The sequence below is a fragment of the Peribacillus sp. NJ4 genome (assembly GCF_030348345.1).
Lineage (GTDB): Bacteria > Bacillota > Bacilli > Bacillales > DSM-1321 > Peribacillus.
This window is the reverse complement of record NZ_JAUCFQ010000001.1, coordinates 3,284,609-3,309,939: the sequence shown is the minus strand read 5'-3', so window position 1 is coordinate 3,309,939 and position 25,331 is coordinate 3,284,609. Positions and strand designations below refer to the sequence as shown.

Here is a 25,331-nt window from a genome sequence, read left to right as displayed (position 1 = left end):
ATTGCTTGGAGGAAATAGTATGAATAAAATGAAAAATAATTTATTGACGGGCTGCTTTTCGCTGGCGATGGCTGCCGCTTTCGTCGGAATGCCCGTTACGGCAGATGCGGAGGAAAAGCTCAAGGAGGGAGAGAAGTTTGAACTCACCATTCTCCAGACGAATGACTTTCATGGTCATTTGGATGACATCGTCACGCTGGATGATGGAACCGTTCATCACAATTCTATTGCGAAATATGCCACCATCATTGAAAATGTGCGCAATGAAGAGGAGAATGTTCTTCTCGTCGATGGCGGGGATGTCTTCCTGCGCGGCGAGTTTCAGGCGGGTCAAGGTGAGTTGGAGACGTCTCTTTTGAAAACTTTGAACTATGATGCGATGGCTCTCGGAAACAACGATTTCCGCGTTTACCCTGCCGGAGAGGGCACACCGGACAGCCGTTATGAACAGTTAAAGGATTACCACCGCAACGTGGATTTCCCCATCCTTACTGGTAATGTCATTGACAGGGAAACAGGAAAGTACATACAGAATGTCAAGCCTTGGAAGAGTTATACCTTCACTGGCGTTAAAGTCGGCATGATCGGCCTTACTTCGATGAAGCCGGAAATTCGCGGTTGGGATGATGTAGCAGATCTCGATTTCATCGAACCGGTTGAAGCGTTGAATGCGTTGCTTCCTGAAGTGAATGAAAAGTCGGACATTAACATTGTCCTTTCGCATGCCGGAAACCCTGAAGACCATAAGCTGGCTCAGGTTCCCGGAGTTTCGGCGGTAATCGGCGCAGATACACACAAGGTCATCAAAACTCCCGAATACGAATTCAACGGAGAGGTGATGGTGCCAATTACTCAAGCCGGCGGAGAACAAGAACATTATTTGGGCCGCCTGGATTTGGCTTTTGAAGTCGTTGACGGCAAAATGACGTTGGTCGAATCCGATGGATTCCTCTACGACGTCACAAATGTTCCGGCAGATCCGGAGATACAAGCGATTATAGACGATTATCGTGCAGAGTTGAATGCGCAATAATCCAAATAAAGTCTTCATAATTGAGGTATGGACAAAGCGAGGTTATTCGCTTTGTCGTTTCTTAATTATGGAATGCAAGGGGGGGGGCCAGAAAGTCAGTGAAAACTAACTGACTGGCGGCCTTTTTATTTTTGATCATTTCCCTCACTTTCCACGGTCGAGCTTAGTGTAGATTTTATCTGTGTCCTTTAGCTTAATTCCGCTACTTAATTAAAAAGGTTCGTTAGTTTTTTTATGCCATGGAGATTGTGAAGGATTTTACTTAAATTACCATGAAAATAAACTTCTTTAACTGATAAAAAAGACAATACCAAAGAAGACCCATTCCATTCCGTAAATAATGGAACAAATAAAAATCTCCTTAACTAATGAATCACTATAGGCTTTTATTCATCTACAAAAGTTCCTAAATAATCGGAGTGAAAAATAATTTATTCCTTTTCGATTTGTGTAGACGGTGCAGTCTTTTTTATTTGCTGAAAATCGATTGAAATAGTACTAATGAGTTCATTCATATAGAGATAACCTGATTTTAAACAATTCTCGATATCCATAAACAACCAATTATATTTTGCCCGCTGATGGTCATAATAAATAAAGAAGAAGGGGCTAGTGATTACGTATGATTCACATCATATAGTAAATGAGGTGTCGGTTAAAGACGTTTAACTTAACTACTGGAAGCTTCATTAAAAAATCGATTCGAGCAAGGAGATGGTTCTCTTGCACTTAAAAGCAGAAAACTCATTCAATAATTGTCATTTATGCTTTGAAAGTTGATAATACTTTTAAGATATAGGGGATGGTTGCTTTGGATGGTAAACTCTAGTCAGATACCAGTATTTACTCTAATGTAGATGAGGTGTTTATCGCAGAGAATTTATGCTGATTCGAAATGAAGCAAACCCCTTTTTCAGACAGGGTGCAACTTTCCGTTGCATCCTGTTTTTATGTATTTTCTTTTCTTGTTATCACTAGGGTGAACTCTTTTATGTTATAAAAAGAACACAATAAGGAAAAGCATATGTGTAACAAGATGATAAAAAAATAATACACTAATATCGGAGAAGGCATAAATCAAACAAGAAGGATGGGATCCTGATGGTTGATGAAAATAAACAAAAAAACAAACGGGAACAATGGAAAAAGCAATTTATGAATAATCTGAAGAAGGAAGCTGTCAAAAATATCATAGCAGGAATGGGAGACCTAGCAAGATTAGATGCTAAAGTCAATAATACTTACACTGTATACATCAAGGATGGAAGGATGATAAAGCAACCTACAAATGGGAAGCGTGTTGTCATTAATGGAAAAGTCCAAAATTAACAGAGAAGAGTTAGGAAAAACATTAAGGATTTCTTTATTAATTTAACTCAAGCTCCTCTTCAATTAAAAGATTTCTACAATCCAATTTTTAATAAAGAAATAATGACAAGGAATCACTGCGATTTGGCAGGACCACCACAATTGTTATATGATTCCCATTCCTGAGCAGCATAAGCAAATAAGGAAGGTAAGGTCATCAAACTTGTAGCTATTTGGACATAGGGTATATAACAACAACATATAATATGATATAAAAAGAGGAGGGATATGCCCTCTTTTTTTATAATTCATCCAAAAATCTGCGATTGAATTGAATGACATTGTGAGGAACTCTGTATTGGAAGTGTCTTTATGGAATAAATTTCTTCTTCAACAACTAGTTGGTCGAATCGAAAATCTTTTCTTACTTTTTATCAAATACTCTTTTACCCATTTGATTTCCATGACAAATGATTTTTTTAAGGATATTTACAGGATACATTCAACAATTCTTGTGGTTCCCCTGGTTATTCCAACAATTCGGATTCGTATAAACCTATTCAGGGGTATAACCAATTTCATATGAAATAAATCAGTCATTCATTTTTAATATCTTTTAAATGACCGGAACGTACGACTTTAGTTTTTAAATATTTTTCATTAAACTCGGAAATATCTCCCCACAACGGAACTCTGCCTGCAACATTGGCACCTGAGTTTTGAAGGGCTTCTAATTTTCTCGGATTGTTGGTGATAAGAGTCACTGGATTAGAGCGCAGGTTTTTTAACACTCGAATGGCGTCATCATAGTTACGTGCATCATCTACAAATCCAAGCTCCAAATTCGCTTCCACCGTATCCAAGCCTTTTTCTTGCAGAACATAAGCCATGGCTTTACTGAATAATCCGATGCCTCTTCCTTCGTGATTCGCTAAATAAAATAAAGCACCAGATCCATGAGTCGCAATCATTTTCATAGCCTGCTTTAATTGAAAGCCACAATCACAGCGTTTGCTGCCAAATATATCCCCAGTATGACAAATACTATGCATCCGGATAAGGGCATCGGAGGAACTTTGAAAATCTCCATACAGTAACACACTCGATTGCTGCATTTCCGCTAAGTTTGAAGAGGCTAAAGTTTCAATGATCTTTTCTATATTATAAGAGCCTTCATTACAAAAATGACCTGCCATATTCTCACATCTTAACCAGCAATACCATTGGAATGTAATTGTTTCGCCCTCTAAGTTAACGGGTAATTTGATAGGTCCGACTAAATAAATGGATGTTTCATCACTTTTAATAACGTTAATTTTATCCTCTAATATCAAAGCCACTTTTTCATTAATCATATAAACTTCCTCCTGTTGCTTCAAAATATTTAGTATATTGTTTGGCAAAATAATATTTTGGACAATTTATCCTACGCTTAATAGTTCTTTTCATATTGTACCCAATCCATTCTTTGTGAATCTTTTTATAAATAGAAGAAAAATTTCCCAAATTTAACAACAGCGAAAGACAAGAGCAAAAATCCCTTTTTTGGTGTGAAAAACCCTATCTATATACTGTAAAACTTGAACAAAAACTCATACAACAACCTCAATGACGCAGAACTGCAGTTTGTACCCTTTGTTTTATTCAAGGGGCTAGATAGTGAAATTTTTTTCTGGAACATGCATATAATCGAAGGTGAAAAGGAGTTATTTGGTCCTTGGTGATAGTTGAAATTGGAAAACCTTTCCGTTAACATGGGATAAGAATCATATATTAGGAGGTTATACATTGGCTTTACAAATCAATCAAGTTACGAAAAAGTTCGGGGATTTCACAGCTGTCAATCATCTTGATTTAACTATTCCCGAGAAAGAAATGTTCGGTTTTTTAGGTGGGAATGGAGCGGGGAAAACGACCACGTTCCGGATGATTCTCGGCCTGCTTGACCCCACTGAAGGGGAAGTGGTCTGGGATGGTAAGAAAATAGATTATACGACCAGTTCATTGATTGGCTATCTTCCCGAGGAACGAGGGCTATATCCAAAACTGAAGGTGCGCGATCAAATTGTGTATTTGGCAAGATTAAGAGGGATGAACAAACGGGATGCCTTGAAAGAGTTGGAGTATTGGCTGGACCGATTTATGGTCCCCGAGTATATCGACAAGCGAGTTGAAGAGCTTTCAAAGGGAAATCAGCAAAAAATCCAGCTGATTGCCTCCATGATTCATAAACCTGAATTACTTATCCTTGACGAACCCTTCAGTGGTCTGGATCCGGTTAATGTGGAAATACTGAAGAAAGCGGTCATCGACTTAAAGGACGGAGGCACTACGATCGTTTTCTCGAGCCATCGCATGGAGCATGTTGAGGAGATGTGTGAGCATCTTTGCATCATGCATAAAGGTTCCCCCGTTGTGGCTGGTAAATTAAAAGAAATTAAGCGTTCTTTTGGTAAAAAAAATGTGTCAATTAAAGCTGATTTTGATTTATCTTTCTTGGATACTTATTCAGGTGTAACAAAAGTTAAGAACACGATGGAAGGGAAAATTCTTCAAGTCACTGGTGAAGATGTAGCTGAGAACATGATTCGTGATCTTGTTCCAAGGGGTTTCGTTCGGAAATTCGAATTGGAAGAACCATCGCTGACGGATATTTTCATTGAAAAAGTAGGTGCTGTCTATGAATAAATTTTGGATTGTCCTTTCCCATACATATCTATCAAAATTAAAAACGAAATCCTTCATCATTTCTACAATCATTATGATGGCATTGATTCTTGTCCTTACGAATATTTCGAAACTTATAGATTCATTCGATAGTGATGATCAGGAAAAGGTTGCCGTCATCGATCAGACTGAAGCTGGCTTATTTGATTCATATAAAAATGCGGTAGCAGGTGTGAACGATGGAATCTCGATCATATCCGCCCAGGATGAAAAGAAAGCGGAGGAAATGGTCAGCGCAGAAGAAATCGTTGGGTATCTGGTAATCGAAAAGGATGATGCCCCAGGCTTCAAGGGAACGTATAAAGCGAATCAAATTTCAGATTCTGCGGTTAGTAATGATTTGCTTTTAGCGCTTACCCAATTGAAGGGTCAAATAACTGCGAAGGAATTGAATTTGACAGAGCAGCAAATCGCTCAATTGAATACGCCACCAGCATTTGATACGATTGCGCTTCAGAAAAATGCAAAAACGGAAGAGGATCTCAATCAGGCACGCGGTCTCGTGTATGTGCTCCTATTTGTCATTTACTTCGGTGTGTTGATGTATGCAACGATGATTGCCATGGAAGTGGCTACTGAGAAAACATCCCGAGTCATGGAAATCCTGATTTCAAGTGTTCCGCCAGTCACACAGATGTTTGCCAAAATAATGGGTGTTGCCTTGCTTAGTCTTACTCAAATGATTTTATTTTTTGGAGTGGGTTATTTCTCGATTAAACAAAACTTGACAGGAATGGATGAAGGATTCTTCTCGTTTTTTGGTTTCGGCAGCACCGATATCTCAACGATCATTTATGCAATCATTTTCGCTTTGCTTGGTTATTTTCTGTACGCGACTCTTGCGGCATGCCTTGGGTCCGTTGTCAGCAAAATTGAAGATGTCCAGCAAATGATTTCACCGATGACCATGTTAGTTGTCATTGCCTTCATGATTGCGATGTTTGGACTGGGGAATCCGTCAGCGAGTTATATTACGATAACATCATTCATTCCATTTTTCACGCCTATGATCATGTTCTTGCGCGTAGGCATGCTTGATGTTCCATTCTGGGAAATCGCCATCAGCATTGCAGTGTTAATTCTAACCATTGTTTTACTTGGAATAATCGGAGCAAAAATCTATCGTGGCGGAGTCTTGATGTACGGCAGCTCAAAATCACTGAAAAGCATCAAGAATGCCCTGCAATTATCAAAGAAAAATTAAAATAAACCTGAATCCTTCATTTCCTGTTGGAGGTATTCAGGTTTTTTAATAAGATAATACCATTCAAATAAAAAATATTATGAGATTAATGAAAAAGGAACGAAAAGTAACATAGATATAAGGGAACACATGTAAAATGAATTCATTTATGCAACCATGATTAGGAGTGAATTATCATGAGTAATACAGTAACTTTGACGATAGCTTCAGAAGCGTTTCTCTTGCTATCTTTCATCATTATTATTTTATCAACCAGGAATCCGAAAATGAATGTTCTCTTTGTCATCCTGCTCATCATTGGAGGTGCACCGCTTCTATATTTAGCCATAGATCATGTGAAAAATGATTATATGGATGCAAATATCGGATTGGGCCTTGCCTTTATGTTTACCTGGATATATAGCGTTGTAGCCTTTATCATTGCCATCATTCTTTTAGTGAAAAAGAAAAGGAATAATAATATTTCAAAAGAACAGTAAGTATCACATTTTGGAATCTTTAAATTAAATGAAAATAAAAACGCTGAGGAAACATGAACTATACCCCGGATAACGGACACACATAAAAAAGTGTCCCTTATCCGGGTTTTTTTCTGTTTCAATAGGTGTAAGCCCCGGTACAATACCGGGACCACCTATTAGCCGCATAGGCGCTTTGTTATACTGTCCGAAAAATGAGGCGTAGTTCACTTTACTGGGGCTGTGTTTTTTTATTTAGAAGTAGATGGAGAGATCATCGAATTAGCCCTTCTGTTTTCCTGAAGTTCCTTTTTAATATTATTAATACTTACATACAGATTAAAATCTTTAATTTTATTTAATTATAATTTATGAGTATACTTAAAATGTAATAATAGTTTAAATATTCAAAATAGTAGGTATTCAATGCCTCCTATGTGAGAAAAGGGGTGGAATTCATTTAATGAGTTATAACTTAAACGAAAATCTAAAAAGAAGCGCAAGTAATTTCCCAGAAAGTATCGCTTATATCTATGGAGATAAAAGTGTTACTTATCAAGAACTAAATCAGAAGGTGGATCAATTGGCTGCTGGTCTGTATGTACAAGGAATCAGGAAGGGAGATGGAGTGGCTCTTATTTTAGGAAATAGCCCTGAATTTCTCATTGCGTACTACGGTATTTTACGGCTTGGTGCATTTGTTGTTCCGATCAATCCTTTTTATACCCAAGGGGAAATCAACTACTTATTAGACAATTGTCAAGCCAAAGCGGTCATTACTCATGTATCTGTAGAACCGATGTTATCAGAAGTAAAAAAGCAATTGGAAAATCTGAAGCTTGTGGTTTATACCGAAGCCGAGGATCAGGAGTCAACATGGGAGCATCTCATGGAAACAAGCACAAGCATTAATGCTTGTGGAAGCCCTTACATTGATGATGAAGATCTTGCAGTCATTCTATACACATCAGGAACAACCGGGAAACCAAAGGGTGCAATGTTAACGCATCGGAACTTGGCTTCAAATGCGGACTCCATTTCAAAATTACTAGAACTCGATGTTAAAGATCGTGTCGTAGCTGTTCTGCCAATGTTCCATGTATTCTGTATGACAATTTGTCTGAATGCGCCAATTGCTTGTGGGGCAACAGTCCTGATCCAGCCTAAATTCAGCCCTCATGACGTGGTCAGCACCATTCGAGAAAAAAAGGCAACCGTGTTTGCTGGAGTTCCTACGATGTACAGTTTTATCAATCAATTGCCTGAAGCGATTGCGGAGGATTGCCAATCTATTCGCATGTGTATCTCTGGAGGTGCCTCAATTTCGGCAGAGCTGCTGCATAAATTTGAAAACAAGTTTAATGTTTCTATCTTGGAAGGCTATGGGCTTTCGGAAACTGCTCCTCTTGTCGCTATTAATCCTTTAAAAGGAACTCGCAAGCCAGGTTCTATCGGCTTGAATATTCCAGCTGTCCAAAGCAAAGTTGTAGATGTGTTAGGAAAAGAATTGCCGAGAGGAGAAGTCGGAGAATTAGTTGTTCAAGGGCCAAATGTAATGAAGGGATATTTTGGGATGCCGGAAGCTACTTCAGCTGCTTTTAATGACGGGTGGTTTTACACTGGTGATCTCGCAACAATGGATGAAGAAGGATACATCTACATTGTTGACCGCAAGAAGGACATTATTATTGTTGGAGGCTACAATGTATATCCTCGTGAAGTGGAGGAAGTCCTGTATCAACATCCTGCTGTGGTAGAGGCGGCCGTAATCGGAGTTCCAGATGGGGAATACGGAGAAAGTGTTAAAGCTTTTGTCGTAGTTAAGGATGAGCAGATCACCATGAATGACATTATCCAATTCTGTCAGGATAAACTGGTGAAGTACAAGCTTCCTAAAAGAGTAGAATTTTTTAAAGAGCTGCCTAAGAACTCAACAGGGAAGATTTTGCGCAGAGAGTTAAGAGAATTGACTGAAGTGAAGTAAGAAATGAACCAACTTATTAAAGGGGGATTAATTATGTCAACCATTTTAAAGGAAAAAGTTAAAGGGCAAGTAGCGTGGAAAGGCACTGATCTGGCTAAAGATGATTCATGGGTTTATTATTTGTCTAAAAAAACGATTGCCTCTCTTGAGAACGCTTTAGTTCATGTTAAACAAAAGGGTTTAAAAGCACCTGATTTTAACAAAGAGGATTTTCCGATTCCTGATATATATGAAGAAATCGTTTACTTTGTTGAAGAGCTGGAGAATGGGAGAGGGTTCCTATTAATTCGTGGATTACCTATTGAAAGGTATACAGATGAAGAAGCAAGCATCATTTACTGGGGTCTCGGACTTCACATGGGCATTCCGGTATCGCAAAACGCAAATGGTGACCTCTTAGGGCATGTCAAAGATCAAGGTTTTAGCTTAGAAAATTCTAATGTACGTGGTTACCAAACGAAACTGCATCTTCCATTTCATGCTGATGGATCTGATGTTGTTGGATTATTAAGCCTGCGAAAAGGGAAATCTGGAGGTCACAGCAGTATCATCAGTTCGATGACTGTTTACAATGAAATTCTGGAGAAGAACCCAGAATATCTAGGAGTTCTCTGTCGTCCATTTTCCTTTGATCGCCGTGGAGAGGAAGCGCCGGGAGAACCTCCAGTATTTACATCATCAATCTTTAATTATTATGATGGTAAACTGAGCTGTAGATATGTCCGTTTATTTATCGAATCAGCACAAGCAAAAACTGGCATCCAATTGTCAAAAGTGGAAATTGAAGCATTAGACTTACTGGATTCCCTCCTTCATGATGAGAATTTACATTATAACATGATGTTGGAGCCAGGGGATATGCAGTTCGTCAATAATTATACGATTCTTCACTCACGTACTCAATTCGAAGACTATGAAGAGCCGGAACGCAAACGTCATCTTTTAAGATTGTGGCTCACGATGCCAAATGGTCGGGAAATTTCCCCGGAATTCGCGATGTTTATTGATGAGAATACGGGTAAACCAGGTCGCGGCGGTGTACCGCAACGTAAAACAACTTCAGGCGGTATTGTAGAAACCCTGAAGTGATTTTTTATAAAACGTTTAGTAAGAACGAGTGGGAACACCTTTTCAGAGTTCAGAAAAAGGTGTTCCTTATATAGGAAAACGTGGGGAGATTTACATGACAAGGACTCCAAAATATTCTTGGATTATCTTATTATTTCTAGTTCTTAGCGGGATGATCAACCAAGTGGATAAAATAATTATTGGATTGGTTTCCGTTCCTTTAATGAAAGAGTTACATTTAAGTCCATCTCAATGGGGAGTCGTAGGAAGTTCTTTCTTTTGGTTCTTTACCTTCTCCTCTATTATTCTTGGCGGCTTGGCCGATTCAAAAAACACGAAAAAAATGTTAACTTGGATGTCATTGATTTGGTTGATAGTTCAATTTTTCACCCCTTTCGTTAGCAGTTTGTCTATGCTTTTGTTAACCAGAATGATTTTGGGAGCTGGTGAAGGTCCTGCCCCCGCTCTATCCACGGCAATCATGGGAAAATGGTTCCCGAAACATAGGCACGGCATCGGCTTTGGTGCGGTTCTATTAGGAACGACAGGGGGATCTGCGATCGCTTCACCATTATTAATCTCCTTGATTGATCATTATGGATGGAGATCTGCATTTATAGCGATGGGTATTCTAGGATTGATTGTGCTGGTTTTATGGATGATTTTTGGTAAAGAAAGTCCTCAAGAAATCGGCTGGCCGTCGATACAGCAAAAGGAGCAGCAATCATCCAGCCTCTCTAAAGTTTCTTGGAGTCAGTTTCTTCCGCATCTATTATCTAAAAATTTTATTCTAATCGTTTTGTGCGGGGGGGGTGCCTATTGGTTATTGTCCGTACAAGCGGTATGGCTACCAGCCTATTTTACCAAAATTCAACATTTTAATGGTCAAACATTAAAATTAGCCGTTTCTTTACCTTTTCTTTTTGCAGCCTTTTTCCAATTAGGATTTGCCATTCTATCAGATCGGCTCTATCGTAAAACCAGAGATATTCGCAAAGCACGAATAAATCTTGCCGGTTTAACGATGATGTTATCCGCTCTATGCTTATACCTAGCAAATGCCGCGAATTCCACGGCGATGTCCATATTGTTCTTCACCCTTGCTCCGGGTTTTGCGTATGTCATTCTTTCACTCGCACCCGCAATATTGATGGAGTTTTTTTCTCCCCAGAATATTGGAAAGGCACAAGGGACGTTCATTGCACTTGCGAGTACTACAAGTATTATTGCTCCACTCGTATTTGGCTATCTTATTCAAAATGCAGCGACTGAAGCTATCGGATACGGATACGCATTTCAAGCCTCTTCTTTAGGGATGCTCATTATCGGATTATTGTTTTGGATCGGTGTACGTCCCGCAAAGGAAAGCCACACAATAATTGAAACAGATGAGCAAGTGAGTATTAAAGAGATATAAATGTAGATTGAAAGATTCTTAGTAAGATTATATTAATCTAACTTAATTAAGTTACAAATGATAATTTCATTTAATTAATAATTAATAAGTGTACCATGAATAACAAATTCAAAATATTCGGTCAATTACAGCGATATAACAAATATAAAGGAGGAATATGTATGTCCGTTATTTTAAAGGAAAAAATTCAAGGGCGTTCAGCGTGGAAAGGTATCGAACTAGCAAAAGATGATTCATGGATTTATTATTTGTCAGAGAAAACCCTTGCAGCTCTTGACAAGGCTGTATTACATGTTCAACAAAAAGGGTTAAAGGCACCCAATTTTAACAAGGTGGATTTCCCAATTCCTGATCTCGCTGATGAAATTACTTATTTTGTTGACGAGCTGGAGAATGGGAGAGGATTTATATTGATTCGTGGATTACCAATGGATCAATATACCGACGATGAAGCTAGTATCATTTACTGGGGTCTTGGACTTCACTTGGGCCTACCGATCATTCAAGGAAAAAAGGGTGAACTCTTAGGGAATATCAAAAACATGGGTAAAGACTTTAATGATAATACAAAAGTAAGAGGTTACCAAACGAATGTACGTCTTGACTATCACACAGATCTCGCTGATGTTGTCGGATTACTATGTCTTCGTAAAGCGAAATCTGGCGGTTTAAGCAGTATCGCTAGTGCGATGTCTATCTATAATGAAGTTTTGGATAATCACCCAGAGTACCTTGAAATTCTCTATCGTCCATTTGCCCATGATCTTCGTGGGGAAGAAGCACCAGGTCAATCTCCAGTAGTTCCATCACCGATCTTTAGCTATTATGATGGTAAATTAAGCTGCAGATATATGCGTCAATATGTCGAATCAGCACAAACGAAAACAGGTATCTCTTTGTCGAAAGAGGAAATCGAAGCATTTAATTTTATAGATTCCCTTACTGCTGATAAAAACTTTCATATTGATATGATGATGGAACCGGGTGATATGCAATTCGTTAATAATTATACCGTTTTTCATTCACGGACACTATTTGTGGATTATGAAGAAGATGACCGCAAACGTCATTTATTAAGATTGTGGCTCATGATGCCAAATGGCCGAAAAATTGCCCCAGGTTTCGAGTTTTATATAGGAGGAGCACCTGTAATTAGATAAAAACCGGTGATAATAATCACCAATATTTCTTGTATGGTGATTTTATTCAACGAAAATGATGAATAAAATCACCATTTTATGTTTTTATTTTGAAGTTAATCTGAGAGTTTCGTGACCAGGAATAATGGTTTCGCATTTAGACTGGGTAATTTAAAAATAACCTGAAGTGAGGATGATGTTTTTTGGCGAATTTAGATCCGCAAGCAGAAAAATATTTACAAGCATTTTATCAGCTGCCATCTATTCATACGATGGATCATAGGTCAGTAAGAGAGCTGCTTTCTAAAGCACCGCGACCTGCTGTAAAACTAGAACCGCTTTCAAAAGTTGAGGATTTCATGATTCCGGTAAGCCAGGATGAAACAATCAAATGCAGGGTATATATACCGGAAGGGCAAGGTCCTTTCCCTCTATTTATTTACTACCATGGTGGAGGATGGGTTCTAGGAGACATTGAATCAACGGATGCTAGCTGCCGAATGATAGCGAATCGAACGGAAAGTATTGTTGTATCCGTAAACTATCGTCTTTCTCCAGAGTATAAGTTTCCGACTCCAGTAGAAGACGCCTATTCCGCATTGCAATGGGTTTTTGAAAAAGGGACTTCATTTAACGGAGAAGTTTCTCGATTGGTAGTTGGAGGGGATAGCGTAGGTGGAAATCTAGCGACTGTAGTTGCGATGATGGCGAGAAACAAAAAAGGTCCAAAAATCACTGCACAGGTCTTAATCTATCCTGCGACAAATCTTGAGTTCAATACGGAATCCCATCGAACCTTTGCAAAAGGATTTGGTCTTGATCGCGAACACTTGATTTGGTTCCGTGATCATTATTTAAGGAATAATGAGGACAGGTGTAATGAGTATGCTTCCCCCTTGGTAGCTCAAGATTTAAGTGGTCTCCCGCCAGCAATTGTTATTACAGCGGAAAATGATGTGCTTCGGGATGAAGGAATGGCCTATGCTGAACGTCTGAAAGATTTTGGTGTTCAAGTTGAATATGAATGTGAACCCGGGATGGTCCACGGATTTTTTGTACAAATGGCCATTTTCTCAAAGAACATAGAATTGACTGTTTCTAGGATCGAGAAGTTCTTGAGTTCCTTAAAATATACAATAGGGATAGATTGAAAGAAAATGTTCTAAATGAAGCGAGCCTCAGAATTTAGTGAGGCTCGCTTTTTAAAATAACTTATTTATTTTTAAAAATAGAAATTATTGATAATCAACGAAACAGTAACAATAGCAACCCTAGGCATTTAGTAATAAACGGTATTTCCAATTCCACCGGTTACCGAAATGACATCGCCAGTTATCGATGCCGCCAAAGGTGAGGCTAGGAAGGTAACGACATGAGCAATTTCCTCTGGTGTAATCAAGCGGCCGAGGGCATTCATTGATGCTGCCTGGCGTATAGCTTCCTCATTAGTGACACGGCCTCTAAACGTTTCCGTATCGACAATCCCTGGATAAACAGCATTGACAGTAATTTCGTGCTTTCCTAATTCTAATGAAGCGGATTTTGTCATATGGACAACAGATGCATTACGAGGTCCGGAACTAAAATAATTGCCGCCAATTCTAGCTGCCAGTCCACTTATATTGATAATACGTCCCCAATTATTTTGAATCATATAAGGAGCAACAGCCCGGATACAACGAAAATAGCCCAAATACTTTTCTTCAAAATCTTTCAAGATAAGTTCTTCTTTAATGCTGTTAAATTCCTCTGGTTCATGTCCTCCAACACGGGCTCCACTGTTGATTAAAATATCAATGCTTCCCATTTCTGCTGCTGATTTTTCAACTAAATTTAGGATAGAGTCAGGATCATTAGTGTCTGCCACGATTGGATAAATACTTCTGTTGGTTTCTTTGGCCAATTCGTCTGCTGCATTCTTTAGTGAAGATTCGTTTCTTGAACAAATCGTACAATCTACACCTTCCAAAGCCAACTGACGGGCAATAGCTTTGCCAATCCCCCTACTTCCTCCAACGATAAGTGCTTTTTTTCCAGATAATTTTAAGTCCATAGTTCAACCTCCTGTTTCGAATTAACTTGTATTAGACTCTGCTTGAAAGTTATTTATTAGAATATTTAATCATTTCTATCTTTGATTCTACCTATAAATGATAATTATATAAAATTAAAAATATTAAATTGCACTTAAGTTTTATTAATATAATGATATGTGTAGTAAGATTGCATGTACAAGTGTGTTGTATTTTCCATTTATTAGTAGAGGTTATTTGCAGATTAAAAATTTTAATTTTATTTAACTGAAAATTATGAATATAATTAACGGAATAACAATTATAACAGTCAGAAGTTATTTAAAGCGCTTCCATGGAAAGGAAGGGGGGAACAAGGAACATCTTTTATTAAGCAATAATTGTTTGTATAAGGGTTTGAAAGATAGTGGCAGTCGCTTTTAAAGTAGGAAAACAGCCCAAACTTTTTTCATTAGGAACTATAGGTAAAATTGCAATAGTAAACGAAGGAGGATTCTCGGTGCCGTCTATTTTAAAGGAAAAAATTCAAGGACCAGTGGCTTGGAAAGGTATTGATTTAACAAAAGATGATTCATGGATTTATTATTTGTCAGAGAAAACGATTGCAGTTCTTGAAAGCGCTTTATTCTATGTAAAACAAAAAGGGTTAAAGGCACCTGATTTTAACAAGGAGGACTTTCCAATTCCGGATCTTTCTGACGAAATAGCCTACTTTATAAACGAGCTGGAAAATGGGAGAGGTTTTCTATTAATTCGTGGCTTACCAATTGAAAAGTATACAGATGATGAAGCAAGCATCATTTACTGGGGTCTCGGAGTCCACCTGGGCATCCCGGTAACACAAAACGCAAAAGGTGATCTATTAGGGCATGTTGTTGACCAAGGTCTCGACATCAATGATTCAAATGTACGTGGTTACCAAACGAATGCTCATCTTCCCTTTCACCCAGATGGATCTGACGTAGTCGGATTATTAAGTCTTCGAAAAGCTAAAGCTGGCGGTTACAGTAGTATCGTAAGTTCCATCGCGGTTTACAATGAAATTCTGGATAGGTACCCAGAGTATCTTGGAATTCTCTATCTTCCATATTTCTTGGATCGTCGTGGTGAGGAAACACCAGGTGAATCTCCTGTTTATTCATCACCAGTCTTTAGTTATTACGCAGGTAAATTAAGCTGCAGATATAACCGCGGATATGTCGAATCGGCACAAGCGAAAACAGGTAGATATTTGTCAAAAGTTGAAACTGAAGCATATGACTTAATAGATTCCCTTCTTTATGATGAAAACATGCATATTGATATGATGATGGAACCGGGTGATATGCAATTTGTTAATAATTATTCTGTTCTTCATTCACGTACTGTATACGAAGACTATGAAGAACCTGAACGCAAACGTCATTTATTAAGATTGTGGCTCACGATGCCAAATGGGCGAGAAATTGCGCCAGACTTCGCGATGTTCATTGATGAGAAAACAGGTAATGTGGGTCGCGGCGGTATTCCGGTACGTGAAAAAACAGCTGGAGGTATTGCAGATAAAATGAGGTAATGGGATTAATAAATATAAAGAGTTTAGACGAGGCTAAACACGGAAGATTTACCTTTAAAAACTTTTAAAACACCAATTGATTCATGTTAACGGAATAGAAGGGGAGATTATTAATTTGAAAACACCTAAATATTCTTGGATCATATTATTAATTCTTGTAGCTTCAGGTATGATCAACCAGGTTGATAAAATTATCATTGGTTTGGTTTCTGTTCCTCTAATGAAAGAGTTACATTTAAGTCCTTCACAATGGGGAATTGTCGGCAGTTCGTTTTTTTGGTTCTTTACCTTTTCCTCTTTCATTCTAGGGGGAATGGCCGATTCAAGAAATACGAAAAAAATGTTTACTTGGATCTCGTTTGTCTGGTTGATTGTTCAATTTACCACACCTTTTGTTTCCAGTCTGTCTCTGCTAGTAATAACAAGAATGGTCTTGGGAGCAGGAGAAGGTCCTGCAGTTGCTATATCAACTTCAATAATAGGAAAATGGTTCCCTAAACATAGACATGGTATAGGCTTTGGCGCTGTTCTCTTTGGAGCAACAATCGGGCCCGCGATTGCTTCGCCATTATTAATCTCCTTGATCAATGGATATGGATGGAGATCTGCTTTTATAGCAATGGGGATTGTTGGATTAATGGTGCTAGTTTTATGGTTGATTCTTGGAAAAGAAAGCCCAAAAGAAATTGGTTCGTATACTTTTGATCAAGAAGATAAGCACTCAATATTTTCTTCTAATGTTTCTTGGCGTCAGTTTCTTCCGTATCTTTTATCTAAAAATTTTATTTTTACCGTTTTGTGTGCAGGTTGTGCCTATTGGTTATTGTCCGTTCAAGCGGTATGGTTTCCTGCATATTTTACCGAAATTCAACATTTTGATGGGAAAATGTTAAAACTTGCGGTGTCTTTACCTTTTCTATTTGCTGCCATTTGCCAAATTGTATTTGCCTTGTTATCGGATCGGCTTTATCGCAAAACAGGAGATATTCGTAAAGCACGAATAAATGTTGCAGGGATTACGATGGTCCTATCCGCTATTTGTTTATTTCTTGCAAATGCCTTTAATTCTAGTGCTATTTCCATTCTATTCTTCATCCTTGCTCCAGGTTTTGCGATTGTTATTCTTTCACTCGCACCCGCCATATTAATGGAACTCTTTTCTCCCAAAAACATTGGAAAGGCTCAAGGGACCTATGTGGCTCTATCAAGTTCAACAAGCATTATTGCTCCACTCATTTTCGGGTATCTTATCCAGTATGCAGGTACAGAGGCAATTGGATATGGTTATGGCTTCCAAGTAACTTCTTTGGTTATGTTCGTAATCGGATTATTGTTTTGGACCATTGTCCGTCCCGTGAACCAAAGTCAAACAACGACAAAACCTGAGGAACAAGTTATTGTATAAAAATCATTAATAGGTGAATCAAGGAGGGAAATAAACTATGTGTAAAAATGAAAAGGCCGTTTCTGAGATGGACTGTTGTGTATTGTGTCATGAAGAATTAGCTATTATGGAGCGAAATCGCAGTAAGTGCTGGAGTTGTCAGGATAAGATATGCGAGACTTACGCTGATGATCATATAGAAGTGGAGGATTAAGTAATTTAGTTAGTTTCGTAACATGATTTGAACTGTAAAGGGCCTTCTTTATTTGAACTATACCCCGGATAACGGACACACATAAAAAAGTGTCCCTTATCCGGGTTTTTTTCTGTTTCAATAGGTGTAATGAGTATGGACGGAGGGTTTCTATGAGTAAGAATATATATACTGAATTTCAAATTAAAGAACTTGAAAAGAATCCAAATATCATAAGTGCTTCAGAGCGTTCTATTTCCTATAATCCGGAATTTAAAACAAAAGTTGTTAAGGAGTATAAAAAGGGGAAATCCCCCTTTCAAATTTTCATAGAACATGGATTTAATCTCGAAATAATTGGTAAGGAACAGTTGTCTACAGCGCTTGCGTGATGCCTTTGAAAGGTATGGTGAGGAAGGCTTTGGAAAGGAAGTACAGGACGCCCTTCTTCCAAGCCACAGTCTGTAGAGGATCAACTTAGGAAGGCCGAAGCGAGAATCAAATTCCTTGAAGCAGAAAATGACTTTCTAAAAAAGCTGGAAGAGTTAGAAAGGCGGGCGTTGAAAAAGAAATAATTCTAACTGCAACTGAGAAGTCCTATCTGATTGAAAGAACGATCAGGACATACCAGTTAAAGAAGGCTGTTTCCTATCTATGCAAATTGGCTGGGCATGGAAAGTTAAACACAACATTTTATTTAGCGATTCAAGATATTCAAGAGGGAGCAACCATCATTGTTGGTGGGTTTGGTATGTCGGGAATTCCCGAGAATCTAATTCTAGCATTGCGTGAAAAGGGAACAAAAGATCTAACGATTGTCAGTAACAATTGTGGGGTGGATGATTGGGAATGGGTTTACTGCTTACCAATAAACAGATTAAGAAAATGGTGGCAAACTATGTAGGTAAGAACAAGATCTTTGACAAGCAATTTTTAAGTGGAGAATTGGAAGTAGAGCTTGTTCCCCAAGGTACACTGGCGGAAAGAATTCAGGCAGGAGGAGCTGGCATTCCTGGTTTCTATACCCCGACTGGCGTGGGTACACCGATTATTTAATGGCAGAACGCATATTCTTGAAGAAGGAATTGTTGGGAATTTTGCCTTCGTCAAGGCATGGAAAGGTGAACCGTTAGGAAATCTTATTTACCGGAAGACAGCGCGGAATTTTAATCCACTCGCAGCAACGGCAGGCAGGATTATGATTGCCGAAGTGGAGCAAATGGTTGAAGTGGTTGCTCTTGATCCGGATGAGATTTATACACCTTGGATCTATGTCCAAAGGATATTGGAAGGAAAAAATTATGTGAAAAAAATTGAACGCCGTACCGTCATACCTACTTAACTTACCTTACCTTTAAAGGGTAACTTACCGCAAAAAATTACAATGCAATTTTTTAGGAGGATTAACAGAATGGATACCAGGAAAAAATCATTAAGCGTGCGGTTCAAGAGATTCAAAATGGGATGATCGTGAATCTAGGAATTGGAATGCCTACTTTACTTGCGAACGAAATACCGAAAGAATTACATGAATTATCGCAACCCGAAAATGGGTTGCTTGGCATCGGACCTTATCCAGGTGAAGGGATGGAAGATCCTGATCTTATTAACGCAGGGAAAGAAACGGTTACAGTGGTAATCGGTGGATCTTTCTATGACAGTGCTGAGTCCTTTGCTATGACTATTTGTGGGGGACACATTGATCTGGCTGTCTTGGGTGGGATGGAGGTTTCCGAACAAGGTGACTCGGCAAATTGGATGATCCCGGATAAATTGGACAAAGGGATGGGGGTGTGATGGATCTTGTCCATGGTGCCAAAAGAATTGTGGTCATAATGGAGCACACCAATTAGTACAATGAATCCAAGATCAAAAAAAGCTGATCCCTTCCATTGGCAGGTCAAAAGGTTGTAAATCGACTGATTACGGACTTGGCTGTATTTGATTTTACTCCCGAGGGAATGATTCTTGTGGAAAATCAAGAAGGTGTTTCACTTGATGTAGTGATGGAAAAACGGAGGCTTCCTTTACGATCAGCGCCAATTTGACATGTGGTAAAGGGGATCGCCAAAAGGCTTCTATTACAAGGTAAAGAGATAACACTGCTAATTCCTGTTAGGGTAAAGATAGATTTGTAATAAGAGAAGCTTTTTCGCCCACCTTGAGACGAAGAACCTTCTCTTTTTTTCTTTTTTAATTCTTAATAATTTCTGATTTTAAATAATGAATATATTTGTTGGCAAAGGTGGACAAATGTTTATTCTCTGATCGAACTAATCCTAAAGAAATATTTACAGTCGGATGATACACCAAATCAATTGGAACGATATCGCCATTAATGATAAGGGGATAGTTTTTCATTACGAAATCAGGAGCAAATGTAATTGCCAAATTTTCATTGATGGCTTGGAGAACTCCATCCATATTATTTGAAGTAAATAAGATTTTCAATGGCTTATATTTATGAAAGAAATCTTGTACAAAATACTGCATAAATTCACCCTTATATGTCACGAGAGTTTGATCAAGTATATCATGCGGAGTTATAGTACCAAGGATGGCTAAGGGAGAATGCTTAGAAACATATACTTTCTGCTTCCCTTCGATTAATGCTTCATAAGCTATTCCTTCCATGTTTATGTTCAAATCACTTGAATACGTAATCAGTCCAATGTCAGTCTTATGCTGTCGAACATCTTCAATTACAGCAGATCCACTTTTATCGGCAACCTCCAAATTTACGTGCGGATAATCATGTCTAAACGATGCTATCGCTTTTACCAGGAACGTCATCAATCCGGGTAATGACGATATTTTTAGTTCCCCCACATCCGTGGAATTCAATAAGTTAGCAGTCACTTTTATTTCCTCAAGTTTTTTTTGTACTTCATAGGCGAGTTTTAGAATGATTCTTCCTTCATCGGTTGGGACAGCGCCGTGTCCCCGTGACCGCTTAAGAACTTTAATCCCCAACTCCTTTTCCAAGTTGGTTATGGACTGGCTGATGTTGGATTGAGTCACATGTAAATTCTGTGCTGCGATAGACAGAGAACTGTATTTTGCGACTTCTACGATATATAGTAATTGTTCAATATTCATGACTGTTCTCCTTTTTTTAATATTAGTAATACTTACTTACCACATTAAAATCTTTAATTTTATTTAATTATAATTTATTAGTATAATCAATATCAACAATATTTAAAAATCTTTGAATATTCTAAAAACAGGAGGAGAACTAAAATGTCATTGAACCAAATGTTTGATTTAAATGGTAAGACAGCAATCGTTACCGGAGGAGGCAGCGGGTTAGGGCGTGTAATGGCACTGGCGTTGGCAGAAGCCGGAGCAAACGTTGTAGTATGTTCACGGCGTTTAGAGGTTTGCGAAGCAGTTGTAAAAGAAATCGAGGCGTTAGGAAGACAGGCACTTGTTCTATCATTGGATGTCACAGATCGGGAATCTGTCGTTCAAGGTGTGGAGAAAGCGGTTTCTCATTTTGGGGAAATCGATATTTTAGTCAACAGCAGCGGAACAGTTTTTGAGTCTCCTGCTACGGATATGCCTTTAGAACAATGGCAAGCTATGCTGGATACAAATGTGACAGGAACATTCTTGATGTGTCAGGCAGTTGGAAAACATATGATTAATAACGAATACGGTAAAATCATTAATATTTCTTCTAGTATCGGCTTTAAAGGTGTTGACCCGGAAGCTGTTGATTCTGTCGGATATACAACTAGTAAGGGTGCAGTGATGACTTTAACGAAGGATCTAGCAGTTAAGTGGGGCCGACATGGAGTGTATGTAAATTCTATTGCTCCTGGAGTTTTCACTACAGGAATGAATAACCCAGAAATACCGGGAACGCTTGTACACAAAGCAGGCCCTTTCATTGCCTCACAAGTTCCAGTTAGAAGATTAGGCAGTGACAATGATTTGGTAGGTGCACTCCTTTACTTTGCTTCAGCAGCATCTGATTATTGTACTGGACATATTTTGACTCTTGATGGTGGACTTGGGGCTAAGTAAATTTCATCCAAATAACGTGGTTGCGTAAATTAATCATTCTTAATTGCAATTAAAAAATATCGATTTTACTTAATTTATAATTAAGAATATACTGAAATTAATAAATTTGAACTATTTAATTTGCTTGTTGATGAAAGCGAAAACAATAAGCGAATTTAATAAATATTTATTGGAAGAGGGGATTTTAAGTGAGTAATTTAAAAGATGTAAAAGAAGTAGAAGTATTTCATGCAGGTAATGTTAGTGTAGATGAATTGCCTTGGATTCCATATTTTGGAGATTCGAAATTTAAATTGCTTAAAGCCAACCCTGTGACAGGACAGACGGTTACGTTATTAAGTGTTCCTGCGAAAATGCAGCTTCCGGCCCATTTCCATCCTGGAACAGTCATTGTATATACCGTCCAAGGGACTTGGAGATATCTCGAGGAGCCTTGGATCTCCAAACCTGGTGACATGGTTTATGAGCCTGCAGGCTCCAAACATACGCCGATAGCTGTAGGGGATGAAGATGTTATAACTTTCAATATTGTAGAAGGAACCTTAGACTATTTGGGTGAAGAAGGAGAAATTGTTGCCAGAGACAATTGGGAAACATTCCTGAAAAGATACTATGAACATTGCGCGGCTGAAGGAATTGAACCTATTGATGTGACTAAATTTTAGTTGGATTTATAAAAAAGGAGAAGCCCGGCGTCCAAATGACGAAGAGGCTTTTCTCTTTTTTTGGGGCCTTTTCTTTTAATATTAGTAATAATAATTTATATATTAATATTTTTAATTTTATTTAATTAAAACTTATAAGTATAATCATTAACATGATAATATTTTTAAAATTTCCAATATTCTAATTTAACAGATAATAACGTTAGGAGGAATAATGATAAATGACAGCAGAGACAGTTTTGATTACTGGTGCTACAAAAGGGATCGGATATGAATTCACAAAAGTTTTTGCAGAGCATTGTTATAACTTGGTATTAGTTGCCAGAGATTCGGCGTTGTTGGAACAACAAGCCGAGAGTTTAAAAAAGGAATATGGCGTGCAAGTGAATATTTTTGCCGGCGATTTGAGCAGTCATACAACCGTAGAGAGCTTGCATCGATACTTGAAAAGCGAAGGAATCGACATCGATATTTTGATTAATAATGCTGGAGCTGGCGGATTAGGGTTGATGACGGAATTGGATATTCAAAAAGAAATGGAATACCTGCAGCTCAACATGATCTCGCTCACGTATTTAACTAGACTTATTGCAGATGACATGGTGAAACGAAAGCAAGGTAAAATTTTAAACGTGGCTTCAACAGCAGCCTTTCAGCCAACTCCACGAATGTCGATGTATGGTGCCAGCAAATCTTACGTCTTATTCTTTACGGAAGCAATTGCGGAAGAACTTAAAGGAACCGGAGTTCAAGCTTCTGTATTATGTCCCCCTTCTACCAAAACGCCGCTTACGCAAGGGTTGGCTTCAACAAGAACAAAAATTTTCATTAAGAACTTAATAGAACCGCAAGCTGTTGCCAAGTGCGGATTTGAAGGTTTAATGAAGAATAAAACTGTGATCATTCCAGGCTTTAAAAATAAACTCATGGCTAAATCTGTGGGATTGCTGCCAAGGAAATGGGTAACCATCTATACCCGAAAGCTTATCGAACAAAAAGTGTAAATAGAATTAAAGTCCCATCCTTGAAAGGGTTGGAGTTTTTAAAAGTATTATCTTTATAGATTTACTATGGCAAATAGCTTACATAGTTTTTCAGAAGATATCATGTTTGGAATAACAAAATCAAAAAAGGGGACTAATGATGAATTTTTTATTATCTAAGGAACATCAAATGATGCAAAAAATGGTGCGAGAGTTTGCTCTAAACGAATGTGAACCTACTGCTGCTCAACGTGATGAAGAGGAATACTTTGATATCAAGATTTGGCACAAGATGGCGGAACTTGGTTTATGCGGCATTCCTTGGCCAGAAGAGTACGGAGGTGCAGGTGCCGATTACTTGAGTTATGTGATCGCGGTGGAGGAATTGTCTCGGGTGGACGCTTCAATTGGGACCGCACTTTCCGCACATACATCGTTAGCCGGATGGCCGGTTTACAAGTTTGGAACGGAACATCAAAAGCAAAAATATTTGCGGGCCATGGCGGAAGGAAAAAACATGGGTGCGTATTGTTTGACGGAATCTGGATCCGGATCTGATGCCAGTGGAATGAGAACAACAGCCGTTCTAGACGGAGATGAATGGGTCTTGAACGGATCGAAGATTTTTATCACCAACGGAGGCTATGCCGACACTTATATCGTTTTCGCACAGACAAACTCGGCACTAAAGCATAAAGGCATTTCTGCGTTTATTGTGGAAAAGGGCTTCCCAGGTTTCTCGGTAGGAAAGAAGGAAAAAAAGCTAGGCATTCGCTCTTCCGCCACGACAGAGGTCATTTTTGAGGACTGCCGCGTTCCAAAGGACAATCTTTTGGGCCAAGTGGGTGAAGGGTTCCAGATTGCCATGATGACTCTCGACGGCGGTCGGAACGGAATCGCTTCCCAAGCTGTTGGAATCGCTCAAGGAGCATTTGATAATGCTGTCGCATTTGCAAAGGATCGCGTCCAATTTGGAAAACCGATTAGCTCACTTCAAGCTATTCAATTCAAATTAGCCGATATGGCCACAAAAATCGAAGCTGCCCGTTTATTGACGTATCAGGCAGCATGGCGTGAGGATCAAGGAATTCCTTACGGCCTTCAATCTGCAATGTCCAAACTATTTGCTGGAGACACCGCCATGGAAGTAGCGGTGGAGGCTGTTCAAGTATTCGGCGGATATGGATACACAAGGGAATACCCGGTAGAACGATATATGAGAGATGCTAAAATCACCCAAATCTATGAAGGGACGCAAGAGATTCAGCGTCTTGTTATTGCCGGAAAGCTACTTAAAGCATAGAAAAAACTCAAAATTAACGAAAACAGGAATGGTAATCAATTAAAAAGAGGCGAATGGGCTAGTCAAAGGTGAAAGATTTACTTGGGAACGAGTTAGAGCCTTACGGCATGGCATTGGAAAAAGGAAAAATAAAAGAATTGGCGATTGCGATAGGGGATGATAACCCAATTTTCTACAGCTTGGAGTCAGCTAAGGATGCTGGTTATGATGGTATTCCTGTTCCGTGCACTTTCTTGCAAATCATTGATTACCATGGCGGTTATGGCTTTCAAGAGAAAATGGAGGTTTGTTGGCAAAGTGGTGGAGAAAAAGGCTGACAACGTAGTTGTGGGTGAAGTACAGGCGAAAAACAGTGAAGGTGACATAAAAGTCTCTGGGATTTTTGAAGCGGTTTTGCCATCAAGCGATTTGTAAATCCAATCTTATAGCTCGTTGCTGACCGAATGGATGGAACATAACCGCTTCAGGAATTGGCGGATGTGCTAGGTGCTGAATACTGAGATTACTCACTTCCAATCGAACAGACGGGAAAAGTCGTAAACCCTGATTTGTACATTGCCTGCGGAATTTCAGGTGCCATTCAGCATTTAGCCGGGGTGTCTAACTCTAAAGTTGTCGTTACGATTAACAAAGATCCCGAAGCCCCTATCTTTCAAGTAGCGGACTACGGTATTGTGGGGGATTTGTTTGAGGTGATCCCGCTTCTAACGAAAGAAATTACAAAAGTACTAGTAAATTCTTAAAAAAATCCAGGATAGAACATGCATTACTCCTGATTAATAAGTGCATCTCTTCTCAATAAAAAACTGCTATCAATGGAGTGATTGATAGACAATAATAAACTT

21 protein-coding genes and 3 pseudogenes are annotated in these 25,331 nt (G+C 38.7%); 21 read left to right on the top strand and 3 right to left on the bottom strand.

Annotated features, from left to right (window positions below; translation table 11 throughout):
• Positions 1-19: 19 nt before the first annotated feature.
• Both QUF94_RS16395 and QUF94_RS16390 read left to right on the top strand, forming a co-directional pair.
• Positions 20-1,033, top strand: coding sequence for a bifunctional metallophosphatase/5'-nucleotidase (locus QUF94_RS16395; RefSeq protein WP_289316793.1), 1,014 nt, complete (start codon positions 20-22; stop codon positions 1,031-1,033).
• Between the two features lie 1,101 nt (positions 1,034-2,134).
• Positions 2,135-2,362 (top strand): hypothetical protein, encoded by a 228-nt coding sequence (locus QUF94_RS16390; protein ID WP_289316792.1) that lies wholly within the window; start codon positions 2,135-2,137, stop codon positions 2,360-2,362.
• 575 nt (positions 2,363-2,937) lie between these two features.
• On the opposite strand, the gene QUF94_RS16385 is transcribed toward QUF94_RS16390, so the two are convergent.
• Positions 2,938-3,696 (bottom strand): GTP cyclohydrolase II, encoded by a 759-nt coding sequence (locus QUF94_RS16385; RefSeq protein ID WP_289316791.1) that lies wholly within the window; start codon positions 3,694-3,696, stop codon positions 2,938-2,940.
• 433 nt (positions 3,697-4,129) lie between these two features.
• Between QUF94_RS16385 and QUF94_RS16380 the strand changes: the two genes are divergently transcribed.
• The 8 genes from QUF94_RS16380 to QUF94_RS16345 all read left to right on the top strand — a co-directional run bounded on the left by QUF94_RS16380 (position 4,130) and on the right by QUF94_RS16345 (position 13,489).
• Entirely contained in the window at positions 4,130-5,029 is a 900-nt protein-coding gene (locus QUF94_RS16380; RefSeq protein ID WP_289316790.1) for an ABC transporter ATP-binding protein, read from the top strand.
• Complete coding sequence (locus tag QUF94_RS16375; RefSeq protein ID WP_289316789.1) at positions 5,022-6,272, top strand: ABC transporter permease; 1,251 nt, start codon at positions 5,022-5,024, stop codon at positions 6,270-6,272. Before QUF94_RS16380 ends, QUF94_RS16375 begins: the two co-directional genes overlap by 8 nt.
• 176 nt (positions 6,273-6,448) lie before the next feature.
• Positions 6,449-6,751 carry a hypothetical protein gene (locus QUF94_RS16370; protein WP_289316788.1) on the top strand — a complete coding sequence of 101 codons (303 nt, stop codon included), beginning with the start codon at positions 6,449-6,451 and terminating at the stop codon, positions 6,749-6,751.
• A gap of 442 nt (positions 6,752-7,193) precedes the next feature.
• Positions 7,194-8,714, top strand: a complete 1,521-nt coding sequence (locus QUF94_RS16365; RefSeq protein ID WP_289316787.1) for a long-chain-fatty-acid--CoA ligase — start codon at positions 7,194-7,196, stop codon at positions 8,712-8,714.
• Between the two features lie 33 nt (positions 8,715-8,747).
• On the top strand, positions 8,748-9,803 hold the full coding sequence (locus QUF94_RS16360) for a TauD/TfdA family dioxygenase (RefSeq protein WP_289316786.1): 1,056 nt from the start codon (positions 8,748-8,750) through the stop codon (positions 9,801-9,803).
• A 94-nt stretch (positions 9,804-9,897) separates the two neighbouring features.
• Positions 9,898-11,199: an MFS transporter gene (locus QUF94_RS16355; protein WP_289316785.1), complete on the top strand. Its 1,302-nt coding sequence runs from the start codon at positions 9,898-9,900 to the stop codon at positions 11,197-11,199.
• A gap of 161 nt (positions 11,200-11,360) precedes the next feature.
• A complete protein-coding gene (locus QUF94_RS16350) occupies positions 11,361-12,359 on the top strand; it encodes a TauD/TfdA family dioxygenase (protein ID WP_289316784.1) in 999 nt (332 codons plus the stop codon).
• Between the two features lie 182 nt (positions 12,360-12,541).
• Positions 12,542-13,489 (top strand): alpha/beta hydrolase, encoded by a 948-nt coding sequence (locus QUF94_RS16345; protein WP_289316783.1) that lies wholly within the window; start codon positions 12,542-12,544, stop codon positions 13,487-13,489.
• 128 nt (positions 13,490-13,617) lie between these two features.
• Here QUF94_RS16345 and QUF94_RS16340 read toward each other — a convergent pair whose 3' ends face one another.
• Positions 13,618-14,391: an SDR family NAD(P)-dependent oxidoreductase gene (locus QUF94_RS16340; protein ID WP_289316782.1), complete on the bottom strand. Its 774-nt coding sequence runs from the start codon at positions 14,389-14,391 to the stop codon at positions 13,618-13,620.
• Positions 14,392-14,870: 479 nt separating this feature from the next.
• On the opposite strand from QUF94_RS16340, the gene QUF94_RS16335 reads away from it, so the two are divergent.
• The 5 genes and pseudogenes from QUF94_RS16335 (at position 14,871) to QUF94_RS16315 (ending at position 19,595) form a co-directional block, all read left to right on the top strand.
• The gene (locus QUF94_RS16335) at positions 14,871-15,926 is read left to right on the top strand and encodes a TauD/TfdA family dioxygenase (RefSeq protein WP_289316781.1); all 1,056 of its coding nucleotides are present in this window, start codon (positions 14,871-14,873) and stop codon (positions 15,924-15,926) included.
• Between the two features lie 115 nt (positions 15,927-16,041).
• Positions 16,042-17,331 (top strand): MFS transporter, encoded by a 1,290-nt coding sequence (locus QUF94_RS16330; RefSeq protein WP_289316780.1) that lies wholly within the window; start codon positions 16,042-16,044, stop codon positions 17,329-17,331.
• A gap of 345 nt (positions 17,332-17,676) precedes the next feature.
• On the top strand, positions 17,677-17,895 hold the full coding sequence (locus QUF94_RS16325) for an HTH domain-containing protein (RefSeq protein ID WP_289316779.1): 219 nt from the start codon (positions 17,677-17,679) through the stop codon (positions 17,893-17,895).
• Positions 17,896-18,164: 269 nt separating this feature from the next.
• Positions 18,165-18,845, top strand: a pseudogene (locus QUF94_RS16320) (CoA transferase subunit A).
• Positions 18,846-18,967: 122 nt separating this feature from the next.
• Positions 18,968-19,595, top strand: a pseudogene (locus QUF94_RS16315) (CoA-transferase).
• Between the two features lie 101 nt (positions 19,596-19,696).
• On the opposite strand, the gene QUF94_RS16310 reads toward QUF94_RS16315, so the two are convergent.
• The gene (locus QUF94_RS16310) at positions 19,697-20,602 is read right to left on the bottom strand and encodes a LysR family transcriptional regulator (RefSeq protein ID WP_289316778.1); all 906 of its coding nucleotides are present in this window, start codon (positions 20,600-20,602) and stop codon (positions 19,697-19,699) included.
• 144 nt (positions 20,603-20,746) lie between these two features.
• On the opposite strand from QUF94_RS16310, the gene QUF94_RS16305 reads away from it, so the two are divergent.
• The 6 genes and pseudogenes from QUF94_RS16305 to QUF94_RS16280 all read left to right on the top strand — a co-directional run.
• Positions 20,747-21,535 carry an SDR family NAD(P)-dependent oxidoreductase gene (locus QUF94_RS16305; protein ID WP_289316777.1) on the top strand — a complete coding sequence of 263 codons (789 nt, stop codon included), beginning with the start codon at positions 20,747-20,749 and terminating at the stop codon, positions 21,533-21,535.
• A gap of 188 nt (positions 21,536-21,723) precedes the next feature.
• Positions 21,724-22,200, top strand: a complete 477-nt coding sequence (locus tag QUF94_RS16300; RefSeq protein WP_289316776.1) for a 2,4'-dihydroxyacetophenone dioxygenase family protein — start codon at positions 21,724-21,726, stop codon at positions 22,198-22,200.
• 221 nt (positions 22,201-22,421) lie between these two features.
• Complete coding sequence (locus QUF94_RS16295; RefSeq protein ID WP_289316775.1) at positions 22,422-23,204, top strand: SDR family NAD(P)-dependent oxidoreductase; 783 nt, start codon at positions 22,422-22,424, stop codon at positions 23,202-23,204.
• Positions 23,205-23,343: 139 nt separating this feature from the next.
• Positions 23,344-24,486: an acyl-CoA dehydrogenase gene (locus QUF94_RS16290; protein ID WP_289316774.1), complete on the top strand. Its 1,143-nt coding sequence runs from the start codon at positions 23,344-23,346 to the stop codon at positions 24,484-24,486.
• Between the two features lie 68 nt (positions 24,487-24,554).
• Positions 24,555-24,803, top strand: a complete 249-nt coding sequence (locus QUF94_RS16285; protein WP_289316773.1) for an FAS1-like dehydratase domain-containing protein — start codon at positions 24,555-24,557, stop codon at positions 24,801-24,803.
• Positions 24,804-24,944: 141 nt separating this feature from the next.
• Positions 24,945-25,229: pseudogene (locus QUF94_RS16280) on the top strand (electron transfer flavoprotein subunit alpha/FixB family protein); the annotation flags it as partial.
• Between the last annotated feature and the right edge of the window lie 102 nt (positions 25,230-25,331).

Excerpts from the sequence above, each read along its gene's own strand:
- QUF94_RS16395 (WP_289316793.1), top strand. The coding sequence starts at position 20 with ATGAATAAAATGAAAAATAATTTATTGACGGGCTGCTTTTCGCTGGCG.
- QUF94_RS16390 (WP_289316792.1), top strand. The coding sequence starts at position 2,135 with ATGGTTGATGAAAATAAACAAAAAAACAAACGGGAACAATGGAAAAAG.
- QUF94_RS16385 (WP_289316791.1), bottom strand. The coding sequence starts at position 3,696 with ATGATTAATGAAAAAGTGGCTTTGATATTAGAGGATAAAATTAACGTT.
- QUF94_RS16375 (WP_289316789.1), top strand. The coding sequence starts at position 5,022 with ATGAATAAATTTTGGATTGTCCTTTCCCATACATATCTATCAAAATTA.
- QUF94_RS16370 (WP_289316788.1), top strand. The coding sequence starts at position 6,449 with ATGAGTAATACAGTAACTTTGACGATAGCTTCAGAAGCGTTTCTCTTG.
- QUF94_RS16365 (WP_289316787.1), top strand. The coding sequence starts at position 7,194 with ATGAGTTATAACTTAAACGAAAATCTAAAAAGAAGCGCAAGTAATTTC.
- QUF94_RS16360 (WP_289316786.1), top strand. The coding sequence starts at position 8,748 with ATGTCAACCATTTTAAAGGAAAAAGTTAAAGGGCAAGTAGCGTGGAAA.
- QUF94_RS16355 (WP_289316785.1), top strand. The coding sequence starts at position 9,898 with ATGACAAGGACTCCAAAATATTCTTGGATTATCTTATTATTTCTAGTT.
- QUF94_RS16350 (WP_289316784.1), top strand. The coding sequence starts at position 11,361 with ATGTCCGTTATTTTAAAGGAAAAAATTCAAGGGCGTTCAGCGTGGAAA.
- QUF94_RS16340 (WP_289316782.1), bottom strand. The coding sequence starts at position 14,391 with ATGGACTTAAAATTATCTGGAAAAAAAGCACTTATCGTTGGAGGAAGT.
- QUF94_RS16325 (WP_289316779.1), top strand. The coding sequence starts at position 17,677 with ATGAGTAAGAATATATATACTGAATTTCAAATTAAAGAACTTGAAAAG.
- QUF94_RS16310 (WP_289316778.1), bottom strand. The coding sequence starts at position 20,602 with ATGAATATTGAACAATTACTATATATCGTAGAAGTCGCAAAATACAGT.
- QUF94_RS16305 (WP_289316777.1), top strand. The coding sequence starts at position 20,747 with ATGTCATTGAACCAAATGTTTGATTTAAATGGTAAGACAGCAATCGTT.
- QUF94_RS16295 (WP_289316775.1), top strand. The coding sequence starts at position 22,422 with ATGACAGCAGAGACAGTTTTGATTACTGGTGCTACAAAAGGGATCGGA.
- QUF94_RS16290 (WP_289316774.1), top strand. The coding sequence starts at position 23,344 with ATGAATTTTTTATTATCTAAGGAACATCAAATGATGCAAAAAATGGTG.